This window comes from Nostoc sp. C052 (genome assembly GCF_013393905.1).
In the GTDB taxonomy this organism is placed as follows: Bacteria; Cyanobacteriota; Cyanobacteriia; order Cyanobacteriales; family Nostocaceae; genus Nostoc.
The window spans coordinates 3689924-3707385 of record NZ_CP040272.1; the positions used below are offsets into that span (position 1 = coordinate 3689924).

The 17462-nt window shown below is 43.5% G+C and carries 14 protein-coding genes; 8 read left to right on the forward strand and 6 right to left on the reverse strand.

Going from position 1 to position 17462, the window contains the following annotated elements; all coding sequences use genetic code 11:
* Positions 1-68: 68 nt before the first annotated feature.
* From FD723_RS15060 to FD723_RS15070, 3 genes are all read left to right on the forward strand, one after another.
* The gene (locus FD723_RS15060) at positions 69-1466 is read left to right on the forward strand and encodes a tetratricopeptide repeat protein (RefSeq protein ID WP_179066032.1); all 1398 of its coding nucleotides are present in this window, start codon (positions 69-71) and stop codon (positions 1464-1466) included.
* Complete coding sequence (locus FD723_RS15065) at positions 1463-2473, forward strand: aldo/keto reductase (protein ID WP_179066033.1); 1011 nt, start codon at positions 1463-1465, stop codon at positions 2471-2473. Before FD723_RS15060 ends, FD723_RS15065 begins: the two co-directional genes overlap by 4 nt.
* A 132-nt stretch (positions 2474-2605) precedes the next feature.
* Positions 2606-3592: an aldo/keto reductase gene (locus tag FD723_RS15070; protein WP_179066034.1), complete on the forward strand. Its 987-nt coding sequence runs from the start codon at positions 2606-2608 to the stop codon at positions 3590-3592.
* Here the strand turns inward: FD723_RS15070 and FD723_RS15075 are convergent.
* Entirely contained in the window at positions 3567-3770 is a 204-nt protein-coding gene (locus FD723_RS15075) for a hypothetical protein (protein ID WP_179066035.1), read from the reverse strand. The genes FD723_RS15070 and FD723_RS15075 overlap by 26 nt on opposite strands.
* A gap of 20 nt (positions 3771-3790) precedes the next feature.
* On the opposite strand from FD723_RS15075, the gene FD723_RS15080 reads away from it, so the two are divergent.
* Together FD723_RS15080 and FD723_RS15085 are read left to right on the forward strand one after the other, a co-directional pair.
* Positions 3791-4780 carry an aldo/keto reductase gene (locus FD723_RS15080; RefSeq protein ID WP_179066036.1) on the forward strand — a complete coding sequence of 330 codons (990 nt, stop codon included), beginning with the start codon at positions 3791-3793 and terminating at the stop codon, positions 4778-4780.
* A 342-nt stretch (positions 4781-5122) separates the two neighbouring features.
* Positions 5123-5716 carry an HD domain-containing protein gene (locus FD723_RS15085; protein WP_179066037.1) on the forward strand — a complete coding sequence of 198 codons (594 nt, stop codon included), beginning with the start codon at positions 5123-5125 and terminating at the stop codon, positions 5714-5716.
* A gap of 167 nt (positions 5717-5883) precedes the next feature.
* On the opposite strand, the gene FD723_RS15090 is transcribed toward FD723_RS15085, so the two are convergent.
* Positions 5884-6648, reverse strand: a complete 765-nt coding sequence (locus tag FD723_RS15090; protein ID WP_179066038.1) for a DeoR/GlpR family DNA-binding transcription regulator — start codon at positions 6646-6648, stop codon at positions 5884-5886.
* A gap of 256 nt (positions 6649-6904) precedes the next feature.
* On the opposite strand from FD723_RS15090, the gene FD723_RS15095 reads away from it, so the two are divergent.
* From FD723_RS15095 to FD723_RS15105, 3 genes are all read left to right on the forward strand, one after another.
* The gene (locus FD723_RS15095; RefSeq protein WP_179066039.1) at positions 6905-8818 is read left to right on the forward strand and encodes a transketolase C-terminal domain-containing protein; all 1914 of its coding nucleotides are present in this window, start codon (positions 6905-6907) and stop codon (positions 8816-8818) included.
* A gap of 404 nt (positions 8819-9222) precedes the next feature.
* Entirely contained in the window at positions 9223-9519 is a 297-nt protein-coding gene (locus tag FD723_RS15100) for a hypothetical protein (RefSeq protein WP_179066040.1), read from the forward strand.
* A 397-nt stretch (positions 9520-9916) separates the two neighbouring features.
* The gene (locus tag FD723_RS15105; RefSeq protein WP_179066041.1) at positions 9917-10213 is read left to right on the forward strand and encodes a DUF3011 domain-containing protein; all 297 of its coding nucleotides are present in this window, start codon (positions 9917-9919) and stop codon (positions 10211-10213) included.
* A 91-nt stretch (positions 10214-10304) separates the two neighbouring features.
* On the opposite strand, the gene FD723_RS15110 is transcribed toward FD723_RS15105, so the two are convergent.
* From FD723_RS15110 to FD723_RS15125, 4 genes are all read right to left on the reverse strand, one after another.
* Complete coding sequence (locus FD723_RS15110; RefSeq protein ID WP_179066042.1) at positions 10305-11522, reverse strand: glutathione S-transferase family protein; 1218 nt, start codon at positions 11520-11522, stop codon at positions 10305-10307.
* A gap of 53 nt (positions 11523-11575) precedes the next feature.
* The gene (locus tag FD723_RS15115; RefSeq protein ID WP_256875185.1) at positions 11576-12583 is read right to left on the reverse strand and encodes an ABC transporter substrate-binding protein; all 1008 of its coding nucleotides are present in this window, start codon (positions 12581-12583) and stop codon (positions 11576-11578) included.
* A 527-nt stretch (positions 12584-13110) separates the two neighbouring features.
* Positions 13111-14331, reverse strand: coding sequence for a chromate efflux transporter (chrA, locus tag FD723_RS15120; RefSeq protein ID WP_179066043.1), 1221 nt, complete (start codon positions 14329-14331; stop codon positions 13111-13113).
* A gap of 418 nt (positions 14332-14749) precedes the next feature.
* On the reverse strand, positions 14750-16258 hold the full coding sequence (locus tag FD723_RS15125; RefSeq protein WP_179066044.1) for a UbiD family decarboxylase: 1509 nt from the start codon (positions 16256-16258) through the stop codon (positions 14750-14752).
* Positions 16259-17462 lie beyond the last annotated feature (1204 nt).

Genomic DNA, 17462 nt, shown 5'->3' on the forward strand with positions numbered 1-17462 from the left:
ATACAGTAGTTTATAGCCTAGCTTTTGCAAAGTCATGCTTGTCGCTGTGCAATGCTCTGGGAAAATCAATGGTAAAAGATGCATCTGAACTAGAAATTACTACCGACTCATCAGCAGCGGTAGATGCCATCAATGGCTTTGTGGATCAATTATTGGGTGTTGGTAACGATGCCCAAGTGATTCTCAAAGCAATTGAAGCAGATCCGACTTGTGCGATCGCCAATGCACAAGTTGCCGCCTTTTATCTATTTGCTGGTGGCTCTGTTGCCTTAACCAAGGCTAAATTTTATCTCAATCTGGCGAAATCTTACCTAAAAAGAGCGAACGAGCGCGAAAAACTTTACGTTGCGGCAATTGAAGCATGGGCAAACCGAGACATTGCTCAAGCGATCGCTCATCATGAAGCAATCGCGATCGCCTTTCCCCGCGATTTAGCCTCAGTCCATCTAGCGCAATACCACTATCGAAATTCCGGTAACAGCAAGGGAATGTTACTGATTGCCGAAAAAGTTTTCGCCGCCAATCGTGACAACCCTTATATGTACGGGATGCTGGCCTTTGGGTTAGAAGAGTGCCATCGTTTAGCAGAAGCAGAAGAACATGGGCGACAAGCGATCGCTCTGAAACGAGATAACCGTTGGGCACATCACGCCGTTGCTCATGTATTAGAAACTCAAGGACGCTTAGAAGAAGGAATTAGCTTAATGGAAAGTCTTAGCGACACTTGGGAATATGGTAGCTCGGCTTTTTATGGACATCTTTGGTGGCACACATCCCTTTACTACCTGGATATTGAGAATTTTGCCAAAGTACTAGAGATATATGACACGCGCATCTGGGGACGTGCCAAAAAAGACAATGGACGCGAACAGATTAACGCGATCGCCTTGTTGTTACGGCTAGAGTTACGTGGTGTAGATGTTGGTTCGCGTTGGCAAGAACTTGCTGCTTATCTGCAACCACGAATACACGAACATACCCTCGCCTTTTTGGATTTGCAATATATCTATGCATTGGTACGGGGCGGTAAAGATGATTGGGCGGCAGAGATGTTAGAGAGTATGCAAACTCATGGAGAGAACGTCTTACCCTATGCACGGCCAACTTGGGTAGAGATAGGAGTACCAGCCGCTAGAGGGATGATTGCTCATGCTCGTGGGGATTGGGAAAATGCGATCGCTGAATTAGAGCCAGTATTACCCGATTTATACTCCACAGGTGGATCTCATGCTCAACGAGATTTATTTGAGCAAATTTATCTTGACGCACTGATTCGCGATCGGCAATATCACAAAACCTTGAATGTACTAGAAAAGCGCAATGCTGCCCGTAGCAATATTCCTGTGATTCAACGGGAATTAGCTAATACTTACAGCCAGCTAGGACGCAGTGATGAAGCACATCAAGCTGCTCAAGTTGCATTAGAACTATCACAACGTTATCAAAAAGTAGAGCAAACAGTATGACGACATACGTAAACCTTGGAAAAAGTGGACTGAAAGTATCACGTCTGGCTCTGGGTACTATGACTTATGGTTCTCGGAAATTGCGAGAATGGGTACTAGAAGAAGAAGAAAGTCGCCCCTTTATTAAACTAGCTTTGGAATTGGGCATTAACTTCTTTGACACCGCCGATGTTTATTCCTTAGGTACCAGTGAAGAAATTCTGGGACGGGCGCTCAAAGACTTTGCTAAAAGAGATCAAGTAGTTATTGCTACCAAAGTCTACAATAAAATCGGTGATGGCCCCAACGATCGCGGGCTATCTCGTAAGCATATTTTTGATGGCATTGATGCCTCATTACGGCGCTTACAAACAGATTACGTCGATTTGTATCAAATTCACCGCTGGGACTACGAAACGCCCATAGAGGAAACCCTAGAAGCGCTACATGATGTAGTCAAATCAGGCAAAGTTCGTTACTTAGGAATCTCAAGTGTTTACGCATGGCAATTCGCCAAAGCCCTTTACACGGCTGACATACACGGTTGGAGTCGCTTTGTATCGATCCAAAATCACTACAACTTAGTTTATCGAGAAGAAGAGAGAGAGATCATACCTTTATCTCTAGATCAAGGAATTGGGATCATTCCTTGGAGTCCCCTAGCGCGTGGTTTCCTTGCCGGTAATCGTAGTAAACAAGACTATGGTCAAACCGTGCGCGCAAAAACTGACGAATTCGCCCATAATCTCTACTATCAAGATTCAGATTTTCAAATAGTCGATCGCGTCGTCGAATTAGCGCAAAAACGCGGCGTGAAACCAACACAAATTGCCCTAGCTTGGTTATTGCATCAACCAGGCGTAACCGCTCCGATCGTTGGTGCTAGCAAAATAGAGCATCTCAAAGAAGCAGTTGAGGCTGTAGATTTGAAGCTTTCCGATGAAGAGCGCAAATTCCTGGAAGAACCTTACACACCACATCCCATCTTAGGACATCAGTACCCAACTGCCTCCGCCAGTCGTTCATAGCAATATCTGTTACTGGGCAATGGAGAAGAAGCAAGGGAGCAGGGAGCAGAGGGGAAAACTTTTCTCCCTTGCTCCCTGCTCCCCGCCCCTCTTCCTCTTTTCAATGCCCAACGCCTCAACCCCTAAAAACTTATGACATACGTAAATCTCGGAAAAAGTGGATTAAAAGTATCACGTATTGCCCTTGGTACTATGAGCTTTGGTTCTCGTAAACTACGAGAATGGACATTAGAAGAAGAAGAGAGCCGCCCCTTTATCAAACTGGCTTTGGAATTGGGAATTAACTTCTTTGACACTGCTGATGTTTATTCACAAGGCATCAGTGAAGAAATTTTAGGACGGGCACTCAAAGACTTTGCCAAAAGAGATCAAGTTGTAATTGCAACAAAAGTCTTCGGTAAAGCTGGTGAAGGCCCTAATGACAGAGGACTATCTCGCAAACATATTTTTGATGGCATAGATGCTTCCTTAAGGCGGCTACAAACAGATTACGTAGATTTGTACCAGATTCATCGTTGGGATTATGAAACACCAATTGAGGAAACTCTAGAAGCACTTGATGACGTAGTTAAATCAGGTAAAGTGCGTTATTTGGGAATCTCTAGTGTTTATGCTTGGCAGTTTGCTAAAGCTCTTTACACGGCTGACATCCACGGTTGGACTCGCTTTGTTTCTATCCAAAACCACTACAACTTGATTTACCGCGAAGAAGAACGTGAAATTATACCTCTATCTCTAGACCAAGGCATTGGGATTATTCCCTGGAGTCCTTTAGCACGAGGCTTTTTGGCGGGAAATCGCACTCAAGAAGGCGGTCAAACAGTACGGTCAAAAGTCGAAGATTCAGAGGGAAACCGTCAGTATCAAGAGTCAGATTTTCAAATAGTTGCTCGCGTCGCGGAGTTAGCTCAAAAACGCGGTGTCAAACCAGCGCAAATTGCCCTAGCTTGGCTATTGCATCAACCAGGACTGACAGCCCCAATTGTTGGGGCAACTAAGATAGAGCATTTTAAAGAAGCAGTTGAAGCTGTGGATTTGAAACTTTCTGATGAAGAACGCAAATTTCTAGAAGAGCTTTATCAACCTCATCCCATCATTGGGCATCAGTACCCAGCGTAGTCGGGACTGGGTACTGGGTACTGGGGACTGTGCCTCGTTCCCAGCCTCCAGGCTGGGAACGAATTCTGAGAGGCTCTGCCTCTGGTAAAGCCACTGGAGGCGGAGCCTCCAAGAATCGGTTCCCAGCCTCCAGGCTGGGAACCAGTAAATGTCCCGTGCCCAATGCCCAATGCCCCATACTTAAATCCCTAAAAAATTATGACATACGTAAATCTCGGCAAAACTGGACTGAAAGTATCGCGCCTAGCTTTAGGTGCTATGACCTTTGGCTCTCGCAAATGGCATGAATGGGTATTAGAAGAAGAAGAAAGTCGCCCATTTATCAAACTAGCTTTGGAATTGGGAATTAATTTCTTTGACACCGCTGATACATACTCATTGGGTGTAAGCGAAGAAATCTTGGGTCGGGCACTAAAAGACTTTGCGAAAAGAGATCAAGTTGTAATTGCTACCAAAGTCTACAATAAAGTCGGTGATGGCCCCAATGACCGAGGACTATCTCGAAAGCATATTTTTGATAGCATTGACGCTTCCTTACGGCGGCTACAAACAGATTATGTAGATTTGTACCAGATTCACCGTTGGGATTATGAAACACCAATTGAAGAAACCTTAGAAGCACTCCATGATGTAGTCAAATCAGGCAAAGTTCGCTACTTGGGAATCTCAAGTGTTTACGCATGGCAGTTTGTTAAAGCTCTTTACACTGCTGACAAACACGGCTGGACTCGCTTTGTTTCTATCCAAAACCATTACAACTTGGTTTATCGAGAAGAAGAAAGAGAAATAATACCTCTGTCTTTAGACCAAGGAATTGGGATTATTCCCTGGAGTCCTTTAGCGCGAGGCTTTTTGGCTGGGAATCGCACTAAGGAAGGCTATGGTGAAACAATAAGAGCCAAGACTGACGAATTGGGTCATAGCCGCTACTATCGAGATTCTGATTTTCAAGTAGTCGATCGCGTCGTCGAATTAGCGCAAAAACGCGGTGTGAAACCAACACAAATTGCTTTGGCTTGGGTATTACATCAACCAGGCGTGACATCTCCGATTGTTGGTGCAAGCAAGATAGAACATCTCAAAGATGCAGTTGAGGCTGTAGATTTGAAACTTTCTGATGAAGAGCGCAAGTTTCTTGAAGAGCCTTATCAAACTCATCCCATCATTGGGCATCAGTACCCAGCGTAGTGGCGTGGCAAGCAAAAAAATTGTGCACTATGCCATTTTACGAAAAATTTGATACAGATGTAAACGCTGAAAGCTTCGCTGCATCTAAGTTTTTAATTGCGAATTGTGAATTGGTATTAGACGTAGGTTGGGTGGAGGCTTTGCGTAACCCAACATCCTGGTATGCGTTGGGTTGCGCTCCGTCCACCCAACCTACAATTTTTTTGCAACATTTGAGCCAAGACAGGCCAGTAGTAGGGAATAGGGATGAGATGCCAATACTTGTAAATTGGCGAAGGTATTGAAAGAATAACTCATGTTTGGATAAACAGAGAATTTTGAGATTTACATCGGGAGTATGTAATGTCAGACTCATCTACAAAAAGACCTATTGCCACTTATACACGAATGGCAGACGGAACAAAAGAGGATTATCTTTTGTTACAGGAACACTCTAAGCCTTTGTTAAATCAGGTTGCTGATCGCGCCCTAACACTTTTAGTTGCCTTACAAGAGAGTTATCCAGGAAATTTGATCGATCGCTATCAGCATTCGCTACAAACGGCAACACGCGCTTTTCGGGATGAGGCAGAAGAAGAAGTTGTGGTGGCTGCATTACTGCATGATATTGGTGATTTATTAGCACCTGTAAATCACGCAGAGCTAGCAGCAGCCATCCTCAAACCTTATGTGAGTCCATCTACCCATTGGATAATTGAACATCATGGGATTTTCCAAGGCTATTATTTCTGGCATCATACAGGACGCGATCGCCATGCTAGAGAAAAGTTCCGAGGTCATCCTTACTTTGACCCCACTGCTGAATTCTGCCATAAGTGGGATCAAGAATCATTTGATCCAAACTATGATACTCTGCCCATGACTTTCTTTGAGCCGATGGTACGCCGGATCTTCGCTCGTGAACCTTGGGGGCAGCATACAAAACAGGAATCTTAACGACGCAGAAAAGTAGTCCTGATGGTTAAGGGGAAAAGAGGAAGGGGAAAGGGGAAAGAAAAAACCTTTAACCTTTACCCTTTAACCAAAACCCAATTCCGAGTTAAAAATGCTTAACCAAGCAGTATTGGGTCGCCTTTACCTCCTGCCCCCTACTCCCTGCCCTCTCAAGCCAACTCATCACGAATGATTGTCAAACCTAAAGCTTTGTAAGAAGTTAGCAGCCGATCGGATACAGTCGGTGCAGTTACAAGATAAGTTAGTGCATGAATCGACTGCACAACATAAGGTGCAGCAGTGTCTAACTTCTCCTCTGTGGCTAATCCAACTACTTCCGCGGCTCCAGCAATCATCGCTCGTTTGACATGGGCTTCATCCAAGTTCGCTACACTAATCCCAAATTCTGGATGTAGACTACACACCCCCAACATACACAAATCTCCACGAATCATTCGTAATGCCTCAACTGTAGTAGCACCAACGTTTACCAAAGCTTTTTTGTAGAGTTGTCCACCCAACATGACAACTTCAATATGAGGATGTTCTGCCAAGGCGATCGCAATGGGAGGACTATTGGTGACAATTGTTGCTTGCAAATCCAAGGGCAAATGACGGGCTACTTGGAGTGTTGTTGTGCCTCCATCTAAAATTACCACCTGCCCTGTACAAACCAATTTGGCAGCTGCACGAGCGATCGCTTCTTTTTCTTTCGGTGCTTGCTTTTGGCGATCGGCGTAACTAGCAACAGCTGGAGAAACCAGAAGTGCCCCCCCATGAACGCGCTGCAAAAGACCAGATTCAGCTAGTTCTCGCAGATCCCGCCGAATTGTATCCTCAGAAACCTTTAGAACAGCGCTGAGTTCCGACGATAGTACCTTCTTGTCACGTCGCAGAATTTCCAAGATGAATTGTCGGCGCTCCGCAGTTAGCATAGTTGATTTTCCTGAAGTTGCATGTTTGATCTTGAAATTGCACGTTTGTGAGTTTATACTCATATACATGCAGGTTTCTGCATATTTCTGATTGTCTTTAAATAAATTCAAGCATATTCACGCAAGCGAGATTTAACAATCTTAGCTGCATTTTCAATGACCGAAAACGACTCATGATACAAGCCCCTAAATTTATTTATGGGGATCATTAATTTTGAATTTTGAATTTTGACTTTTGAATTCGGAGTGAAGCGACATGACTGTTACGAAGATTCAATTTCCCATTGATTTGAACGCTTACAAGCCTTTAGTTCTTAACCCAGCCAAGACAACTCTTACAGTAGAGGAACGAGAGAGCCTGAAAACAAATATTCAACTCTGCCGTGATGCGATCGTCTTTTTTACAGCTACCGGAGCGGCCAGAGGGGTGGGTGGCCACACTGGAGGGCCTTATGACACAGTACCAGAGGTGGTCATACTTGATGCCTTGTTTCGAGCAGCATCGGATCAATTTGTGCCGATTTTCTTTGATGAAGCCGGACATCGAGTTGCAACTCAGTATTTGATGGCAGCCTTGCACGGTGACTTACCAAGCGAGCAACTCCTACACTATCGTGAAGCCCACTCTAGCTTACCAGGACACCCGGAATTAGGGCTAACTCCTGGTGTAAAATTTAGCTCTGGACGACTAGGGCATGTATGGCCCTACGTCAATGGCGTAGCGATCGCCAATCCAGGTAAGATCGTTTTCTGTCTTGGTTCTGATGGTTCCCAGCAGGAAGGTAATGACGCGGAAGCTGCTCGCTTGGCTGTCGCTCAATATCTTAATGTGAAGTTAATCATTGATGATAATGACGTGACAATCGCCGGCCATCCTTCAAAATATTTACCCGGTTTTACAGTCGCCAAAACCTTAGAAGGGCATGGGTTGAAGATACTCGAAGGAGATGGAGAAGACTTAGACGACTTATACCGTCGTATTTGCGAAGCTGTAACAACTCCTGGACCAGTTGCCATCATCAATAAACGCCCCATGTGTCCTGGTATTAAAGGGTTAGAAGGTTCTACTCACGGTCATGATGTGATTTCCGTAGAGTTAGCAATTCAATATCTAGAATTACGCCAACAAACTGCTGCTGTCGAATACCTCAAAAGTATTCAGAAACCAAAACAAACCTACACTTTTCTTGGCTCTAGTAATAAATGGGATGCTAACCGCAATGTGTTCGGTGATGCAGTAGTTGCTGTCTTAAGTCGCATCAGTGAAGCAGAACGCAAGCAAAAAGTCAGAGTCATCGATAGCGATCTTGAAGGCTCTTGTGGTCTGAAGAAGATTCACGATGCCTACCCGGAAATTTTTATTTCCTCTGGCATCATGGAACGGGGTAACTTTTCTGCTGCTGCCGGATTTGGGATGGAGGCAGGAAAACAAGGTATTTTCGCAACCTTTAGCGCCTTCTTGGAAATGTGTATCTCAGAGATTACGATGGCGCGGTTGAACTACTCCAATGTACTTTGTCACTTTTCTCATGCAGGTATCGATGATATGGCAGATAATACCTGCCACTTCGGTTTGAACAATATGTTCGCTGACAATGGTTTAGATGATGGCTACGAAACACGTCTTTACTTTCCATCTGATGCTAATCAAATGAAAGCTTGTGTAGAAACTGTGTTCTTTGATCCGGGACTGCGGTTTATTTTCTCTACTCGTTCTAAAGTACCTAACATTCTTGACAAAAACGGTCATGACTTTTTTGGTAGGGACTATAAATTTGTCTCTGGCAAAGATGAGGTAATTCGAGAAGGAACCCAAGGCTACATAATCAGCTTTGGTGAAGCTCTGTATCGTGCCCTTGATGCTGTCGAGCGTCTCCAGCAAGAAGGGCTAGACGTAGGTTTGATCAATAAACCAACCTTAAACGTTATTGACGAAGAGATGATGGTGAAAATCGGTAATGCTCCTTTTGTACTGGTTGTGGAATCCTTTAACCGTCGAACCGGATTGGGCAGCCGTTTTGGTAGCTGGCTATTAGAGCGTGGGTTTACTCCCAAGTATGCTTATCTTGGTACTCATAAAGAAGGTTGCGGCGGTTTATGGGAACAATTTTTACACCAAGGCATTGATCCAGTGAGCATTATCAATAAGGTGAAGGATTTAGTGAAATAATTTGACATTTCGCAACTCCTTTAAGACCTCGTTTCCAGCCTCCGGCTGGAAATACTGCTCCTGGTGGCTCTGCCGCCAGCAAGCGAGGCGGAGCCTCAACGACGAGCGTTCCCAGTTTCCGACTGGGAACGAGGCAAACCCTTTAACCTTAACTCGTTAAATTCTATACCCTTTTTGTGGTGTGCTAATAGGAATTAGATGTAAATTTTACTAAGAATACTGAGGGTATAACATGTATTAAGTGAAATCTCGACTGTTATCCAATTTCAAAAATCAAATATAGATTCTAGTATTAGTGACAAAAGTAACTATTTAAATATGACTTTTGTCACGGGCGTATATCTGATTATGCCGATACATTGAGAATGTACAAATCAAGTAATGCAAGTCAGATTAAGAAATATATGAACCGCTTAAAATCTATTCTACTTGGAGGCTTATTAGCAGCTACCTCAATTGCTGCTCTTTCTCAAAATGCTAATGCTGCTGAATTTAAATCTGAGCGCGATCGTTTTAATCATGATAGTGTAGCTTTTAATAACAATCGAATTCAACGTGAACGCCAAATCCGTGAACAACGCGCTCGTGAATTGCGTGAACGCCAAGCCCGTGAACGACGCGTTCGTGAATTACGTGAACGCCAAGCTCGTGAGCGACATATTCGTGAATTGCGTGAACGTCAAGCTCGCTTTAATCACTAATTACATATCACCGTTAAAGGGGTTCGGAAATATCGAGGGTTGATGTTGGGTTTCACTACGTTTCACCCAACCTACGAATGATTAAATTCCATACTCTTTTTGTGGTGGGCTGTACTAAGAAAATAAATTTTCACTCATATTACCTTAGGAGATTAGCAATATTCTCCTTTTTTTACTTGGCATAAATCTACTCAAATAAATGCCAAAATTTTAATTGAAACTAGGGGATAAATAAGTGCCTAAAATTACCTTCAGCCACTTTTCAAATAACCTCTGGTGCTATTGAGAATGCAAAGAATAATTGCATTTAATTTATTTGAAAATTGGCTATTAATGCAGTTTGCTATAATTACTATAGTCTTTGTTTTTTAGTTTTTGAAGAGGTTTAACATTGAATATGGTTATGCGTCTTCCCATTGTTGCTGCCACCTTTATGGTTGCCAGCATTAGTATAGGTACACTTTTGGGCGTTGCAGCTCCCGCTTCCGCTCAGGAGATAATCACTTGTTCAAGTCGTAATAATCAGAGAAATACTTGTTCAATACGTACTAGAGGTCGAGTGAGGCTTGTTAGGCAATTATCTGATGCCACTTGTAGAGGAAATTGGGGCTATCGGAACGATCGTATTTGGGTGAAAAATGGTTGTCGGGCTGAGTTCTCAGTTGGCGATCGCAGATACGGTAGGTACAGATAGGAAATGAACCCGATCGGATCATCGGTGGTAGTGAAAAATTATCCAGACTACCACCGTGCGAAATAGAATTTTAGCCTGTCACTAGCGATCGCTAATAGAGAGATGCCAACACTTTATCTGCTGCTGCCCGGAATGCAGTTGCAGCACCAGCGCTCATATCTCGTGGCGCACAGATGCGATTTCTCACATAGGCAAGTGTGATGGCTCCAACCGCCGCCGCAGTTGGATCGGCATTGTCTTTGCCACCCACACGTCCCCACGGTAATGCTGCACCATTGCCATTGATGAGATAGTCAGCCAGCAATCTTAGGTGAAAATCAACTGCTTCTTTAACGGCTGTTGTGTCTCCATTGACTGCCAATGCTTGCACCCCGGAGTTTTTGAGGATGTCTCCTAAAGCAACTTCTCGGTTATCAGTCAACCTCTCAGCCGCTTCTGCCCGAAATTGGATTTCTTGGCTAGCTGCTGGGTCAGGAGGCAAAGGATTGCCGATTGGCGTCACACCCCATCGGCGACGCAGGAGTAAATTGTTGGTGGTATCATCCGATTTGACGCGCTGATAAGCAGGACGCTGCTTGAGTGCTTCAAACCAAGCATTGATCCGAGGATATCGGGGATTTCCCTTGAGGTGATATCCCCGATAAACGGGTAAGTTAGCCGCCAAACGGTCTAAATGAGGGCTGTAGGTAATATCTACCACGCTAAATGTTGACAAAAAGTAGGGGCCGGCATACTTTCCAAGAAGTTGTTCGAGTTCGTCTAATTTCGCTTCAAAAGCTGCCTGTAAGCTGGCTAATTCATTCGGATCTTCAGGAGCTTGTCGGAGAAATTTGTAAGCGATATCTCTCACACCATTGGTTTCAGCATCTTCAAGCCATTGCCTAGCAACTGCGTTTTCCTCTGGGTCTTCAGGGAGCAAGGTTGACCCAAATTGTTCTTCTAATGCTAAGAGAATGTCTTTGGATTCATAAACTAACTTTCCCTCAATTTTTGCAGCCGGGACAAGGGTTGTAGGAACTAAGTCTGTATACCATTTAGGCTTGTTAGTCAAGTCGATAAACTCTGTTGCAAAGGGAATTTCCTTTTCTTCGAGAGCAAACCAAACCCGTTCGCAAAATGGACACCAAGAGTTAGTATCACGGTAAAGAAGTACTGGCGGTTCTGTATCTGGTGGCAGTTTATGGAGACTGCTAGGGATAGGAGCAGTAGAAGGAGATTGCCCTGGTCTACGCACCCGTCGAGCAGGGGTATTTTTTTGGGCAATTTCTAACAGTTGTTCCCAGCTAGTTACTGTGTCTTGAATGGACATATTTCACCTTAATTGAAGTTAACTTTTCGATTGTCAGTCAAACTGTTGATTGACTATTTGCATTTATTAATCGCATTGGTAAAGCTTCCATCCCATAATGGTTTCACATCAACCCTTGTGGGGATGACTCCAGCACGATAAAAGGTGTCAGCGACATCTTGCTGAGAAGCGATCGCTTGTGGGGAAATTGGCAGCACTTGCGATCGCCTCTGTTTTAAACCCTCTTTGGCATCTTTGAGGACAAAGGTTTCATCCACTCCAATTGCTTTTGCATAGTTTTTTGACCACACTTCTATATTTGATGCTTGCCAATCTTGCGATTTTTGGATGCGACAGAGGAAGTCTGCGATCGCCGCTTTTTTATTAGGATCGGCGATCGCACTCGGCGCTGCGACAATGGTAAAATTGCCGCTGAGAATGTTTTTTGCTGATTTGAGTACCTTTGCTCCATCTTTCTGGGCTTGCTGGATTGCGTAACCGTAAGTAGCCCAAGCATCTAGGTCGCCTCTCCTGAAAGCGGAGAGTCCGTCAGGAATAGTTAGTGGTACGGCATTCACATCTTTGAGTGTCAATCCCTCTTGTGCCAACATCTTAATTAAGAAGTAATGGGCTGTAGTCGCTTTCACATAGCCGACTTTCTTACCCTTAAGGTCACTAAACTTCTTCGCTTTAGAATTTTGTGGTACGAGTACGACTTGACCCACTGTCGGCCCTTTAATAGAAGCAATGATTTTTACTGCCCCTTGGGATTGAATTGCAAAAATCGGTGGGATCTCGCTAGCACTACCAATATCAATAGCATTGGCGTTGATTGCCTGTACGATAAAGTTTCCGCCAGAAAATTCTGTAAACTCAGTTTTGTAGGGAAATTTATCTTGCCCAGATAACTTGAGTTGCAAATCCCAACCGCCTTTATATTTAGAAGCGCGTAGAGTTACGTTTGACAAGTTAGCGGCAATTGGGTAAGCGGCTGTAGCATTTTGAGAGTTGCTGGTAGTAGTAGCGATCGCCAAACCCAAAAAAGAACCCAGTGCAAACATTGCTGCCGAAAGACTTCGCATTGAAATAGGGATTGAGGATAAGGGGTAATGGGGACTAGGGATTGGGGACTGGGAAGATTTCGATCGGCTCCAAGTTGGGATGAGATGAAATGGCTGGAACTTCATAAACTAATTTCTTTACTCTTGAGGATAGTAATTTAGATGATTGAATAGAGATAAAATTGGCATAAAAAACCTATCTGTCATAGTTTTAAATTTAAATTTAAAGTCTGCACAGATATGTGCTACAAAGCAAAGTAGCAACTTTTTATAGATAGTAGCCCTAGAGTTATAGGATGGTATATCTACAGCTTTTGAAAAGCTGAATTATTCAACTCTAACAAAACTCCGGTAAATCTATAAACTTACCGGAGTTAATGGTGATTATCACATGAAAATAGTTTGAAAGCAAGATTTAATTTATCTGTTTTTTGACTTGTTTCAGCCAGTAAAATCAGAAAAATCTCTATAAATTCGAGTCAAAAAATACACTTAAACGAATAAGTGTTTAAAGTCAAGCTAATAGCTGCTCTACAATACTTGCAATTTCATCGAATGTAGCCTAAAAGTGAAGCACCCCATCCAATGAAAGCGCTACCAAAGACAAGCCATGCAGCATTGATGCGAAAGCGAATGGCTAAAATGGCTGAGACGATGGCGATCGCCAGGGCGAGAAAATCTACAAATGGGGCTTGTGGTAACGTTAAAGTTACTGCCCCCAGTTGAAGAGTAGTAACAACCATTAGCGCTACAGCACTAACATTCACAGCATCCAAAAAAGCTCTAGTCCAAGAAGAGGCCCGTAGGCGTGGGATTAGGGGATTCAGGGCAGCAACGAAAACAAAAGAAGGTAGAAAAATCCCGATTGTGGCGACAATAGCGCCAGGTATGCCGGCAATGACATAACCGATAAAGGTAGCAGTGGAAAGTACTGGGCCAGGAGTAAATTGACCAATTGCGATCGCATCTAGTAACTGCTGTTGTGTCAGCCAACCATATTCTTGAACTAATCCCCCTTGGAGAAAAGCCACCAAAAGGTAGCCACCACCAAACAAGACACTACCAACTTTCAGAAAAAACCAACCCAACTGCCATAAAGAAACGTTGGTTGCAGTAGATGCAGTAGCGACTAATGCAGCAATAGCCGCTGATGCCTTCAAAGTTGCACCTGTGCTGAGACTAGCAATTAAAAAATTGGCTTTATCTCCTGGCTTGTCGTTTTGATCGCCAGAATGTAACCAAATCATACCCAGCAATCCCCCAATTAGTAGGGCAACTACTTCATTTAATTTCAATAATAATGTCAGTAATGCTACAGCCAAAGCAATTACTAGTAATTGGCGAGTTTTCACAGCCTTTTTTGCCAAGCCCCAGAGGGCATTAATGATGATTGCTAAAACTGCTGGTTTAATGCCATAAAGTAAGGGAGCGACTTGAGGTAGAGTGCCGTAGGCAACATAAATCCAAGCAAACCCGCCAGTAATTAGAACCGCAGGTAAGACAAAACAAACGCCTGACACAATCAGCCCCAACCATCCTGCATAGATGTATCCTATATGAATAGCCATCTCTGTGGAATTTGGGCCAGGAATTAGGTTAGTTGCACCCAGCAAATCTAGAAAATGCTCCTTTGTCAACCACTGACGGCGCTTAACCACTTCATCTTCAATCATCGCAATATGGGCAACCGGGCCGCCAAAGCCGATAACGCCCAGTTTAAAAAATAAGTTGGCGAGTTCACCCAAACGACTTGGTGCTGAGTTAGTCATTGTTGTAGAGAAAAAATAGATTTAGGCTACCACAGAGGCGCAGAGGACACCGAGAGAAGAAATAAATGTTTAACTGAACCGTATTCAATACCGTTCGGTTAAGGTTTTTTGATGAAAATTATAAATCTTCAAGACGCGATGAATCGGCGTCCTTAGGGACTTCCAAATAAAAAATATTCCATTAATTCTTGTGGAGTGGGCGTCTCGCCCGCCATATTATAGACTGGGCGCTCATGTTGCCCACCCCACAATATTGGATAATTTATCAAGAAGGGGAAGGGGGAAAGGGGAAGGGGGAAAGGGAAAAACCGTACTGCGTCCCGCTCCGCTAACGCCCGCAAGTGGCGCAACCTGTTCACCCCTTTCCCCTTTAACCTTTAACCTTTTCCCTTTTATTTCTTGGAGTTCCCCTAGCACATTACCTCATATCGTAGCCAAACAAATTTGGGTCTACTTCTCCTAACTGCAACTCTGCCAAACCATACTCCGCCCATCGTCTCTCTACCATCGCCGCCACATCAGGGTCAGATTCCAAAGGCGAACCCCATTCATGGTCTGTTTCTGGTGGAATTTTTGTAGTTGCATCAATTCCCATACGTCCACCTAAGCCAATTTTCTCACTGGCAAAATCCAACGTATCAAAAGGTGTATTCGGTAAAATAAAGACATCTCGCACTGGGTCAACCTTGGAACTAATTGCCCAGACAACTTGACGCGGATCGCGAATATTTATATCTTTATCTACAACAATTACAAATTTTGTGTATGTAAATTGTGGCAAAGCACTCCAAAATGCTAAGGCTGCCCTTCGTGCTTGTCCGGGATACGCTTTATCAATGGAAATAATCGCCGCTTTGTAACTCAAAGCTTCCATTGGTAAGAAGAAATCGACAATTTCTGAGACTTGTTGGCGCAGTATGGGAGTATAAATGCGATTGAGTGCGATCGCCATCATCGCTTCTTCTTTCGGTGGACGGCCGCTAAATGTTGTTAAGTAAATCGGATTTTTCCGGTGCGTCATACACTCAAAGCGGATTAATGGCGAATCTTCCACGCCGCCGTAATAACCCATGTGGTCGCCAAAGGGCCCATCTGGTAAAACTTCTCCGGGTGTAATCGTTCCTTCCAAGACAAATTCGGCATCTGCGGGAACTTCTAAATCTACAGTTTTACACTTAGCCAACTGCACACCAGAACCACCATAAAGTCCAGCAAACAGCCATTCTGATAAATCTACAGGAATGGGTGTGGCAGCTGCCATAATAATTAGAGGATCTACCCCAAGTGCGATCGCAACTTCTAATTTCTTCCCACGTTCGGCCGCTTTTCGCAAATGCCTTGCTCCACCCCGCACTGATAACCAGTGAACTGTCATCGTATTCTGAGATTGTAGTTGCAAGCGATACACACCTACATTTGGAGTACCAGTCTCACAATCCTTGGTAATTACTAATCCCAGCGTGATAATCTTGCCAGCATCACCAATATAAGGACGTATTAAAGGTAACTTGTTTAAATCTAAATCATTACCTTGAAGCACAACTTGTTGACAAGCCGGGAAAAAATCACGTCCTGGTTTTGCTTTCACCACGTCAAACAGCACTTTTCCAAAATCTATAGCCTGGGAAATCTTCTTCGGCGGTTTTGGCTGTTGCAGCATACTTAATTTTTTTCCCAGAGTTTCCAACTCCTCTGGATGCTGCATATTCATCGCCCAGCAAATCCTTTCCACCGTTCCCATCAAATTCACCGCCACCGGGAAGGAAGCACCTTTGACGTTTTCAAACAACAACCCCGGGCCACCTTTTTGCAGCATCCGGTTGGAAATTTCAGCAATTTCTAAATCTGGGTCAACTAAAGCTGAAATCCGCTGTAATTGTCCCTTCTCTTCCAAAATTTTAATGAATCCCCGCAAGTCTCTCGCCATTGTTCTAATAAAGCTGATTATTTAAGAAGTGTGAAGCGCTTTCTTATATTATGGGGCATTGGGCATTGAAAAGAGGCAGAGGGGCAGGGTGCGGCGGGCACAGGGGAAAACTCTTCTCCCTTGCTTCTTCCCTGCTACCTGATTCGAGAAATTGTTAATTTTAATTGGAAATTAACCTATTTAGTAACTTTTCTTAACTGTGTTTACCAAAGTATTTAGTTATTGTATCTAGGGATACGCAATTATTTTTTACAAATAAGCGCTAACCTGATCAAACATGGCCGGAATATACTATACCTTCCTGGCAGGCTGTCTTGTTATACGGCTCCTGCTGGGTTTATTTTTTTATAAGCTTTGACTGATAAAGAGCTAATTGGTTTGATTAATAGCTTCAGATGAGATGTGGAAAATCATCATAGTATTGTCGCAGAGTTATGTGGTTTAACCTTTAGCTAAAGCGCCCAACATCAAAGCACAGTCAAAGATAGATTTACACCAAGTGCCTAGATGCAACTCCTTACAGCAATTCACGAAAATCCTGATACATATAGATTTATCGTAGGGGCATGGCAATGCCCACTGGTATCAACTTAAGCTGGAAATAGCTTATCTGTTGGCTTCCATACCCGCCCGGAAATAAATAAATGAGTAATGAGTAATGAGTAATAAGTAATACCCATTACTCATTACTTGTTACTTATTACTTCAAAAATAAATTTTTTTGGCTTTTAGCTTAAGTCTACTGAAGTAGACTGGAGATTTTTGGCGATATTTAGTCATCTTCAGATGACTTTATCTATGAGACGGGAATTGAAATTCTCGGCGGACAAGCGGTTTCGCGTTAAGTTGACACCTATGGGCAATGCCATGCCCTTACCAGCGTATTTGTATCATTATTAAAGTGAAATGGTACTAGAGACAGTCAAAAGAGGGCCGCTAAATAATTAACTTATGAGAGAGGTCTTCGTGAGTTTCTACGGTTATAACAAAAGCCGACATTAGGATACACTGGCTTTTGAATACACCGGAACGACTCCCGCTGTGAGGCTATAGCTTTAGAATATTTACAAGCTTTACTTACGAATTAGCTCTTTCTAGAAAAAATACCGTTTTTGCTGTGTAAGCTGATATTCTACCTGTTTCTATGCGGCTTTGTGTAGCTTATTAACAAATCAGCGGATTCATTAATATTAAGCCTGCTTTA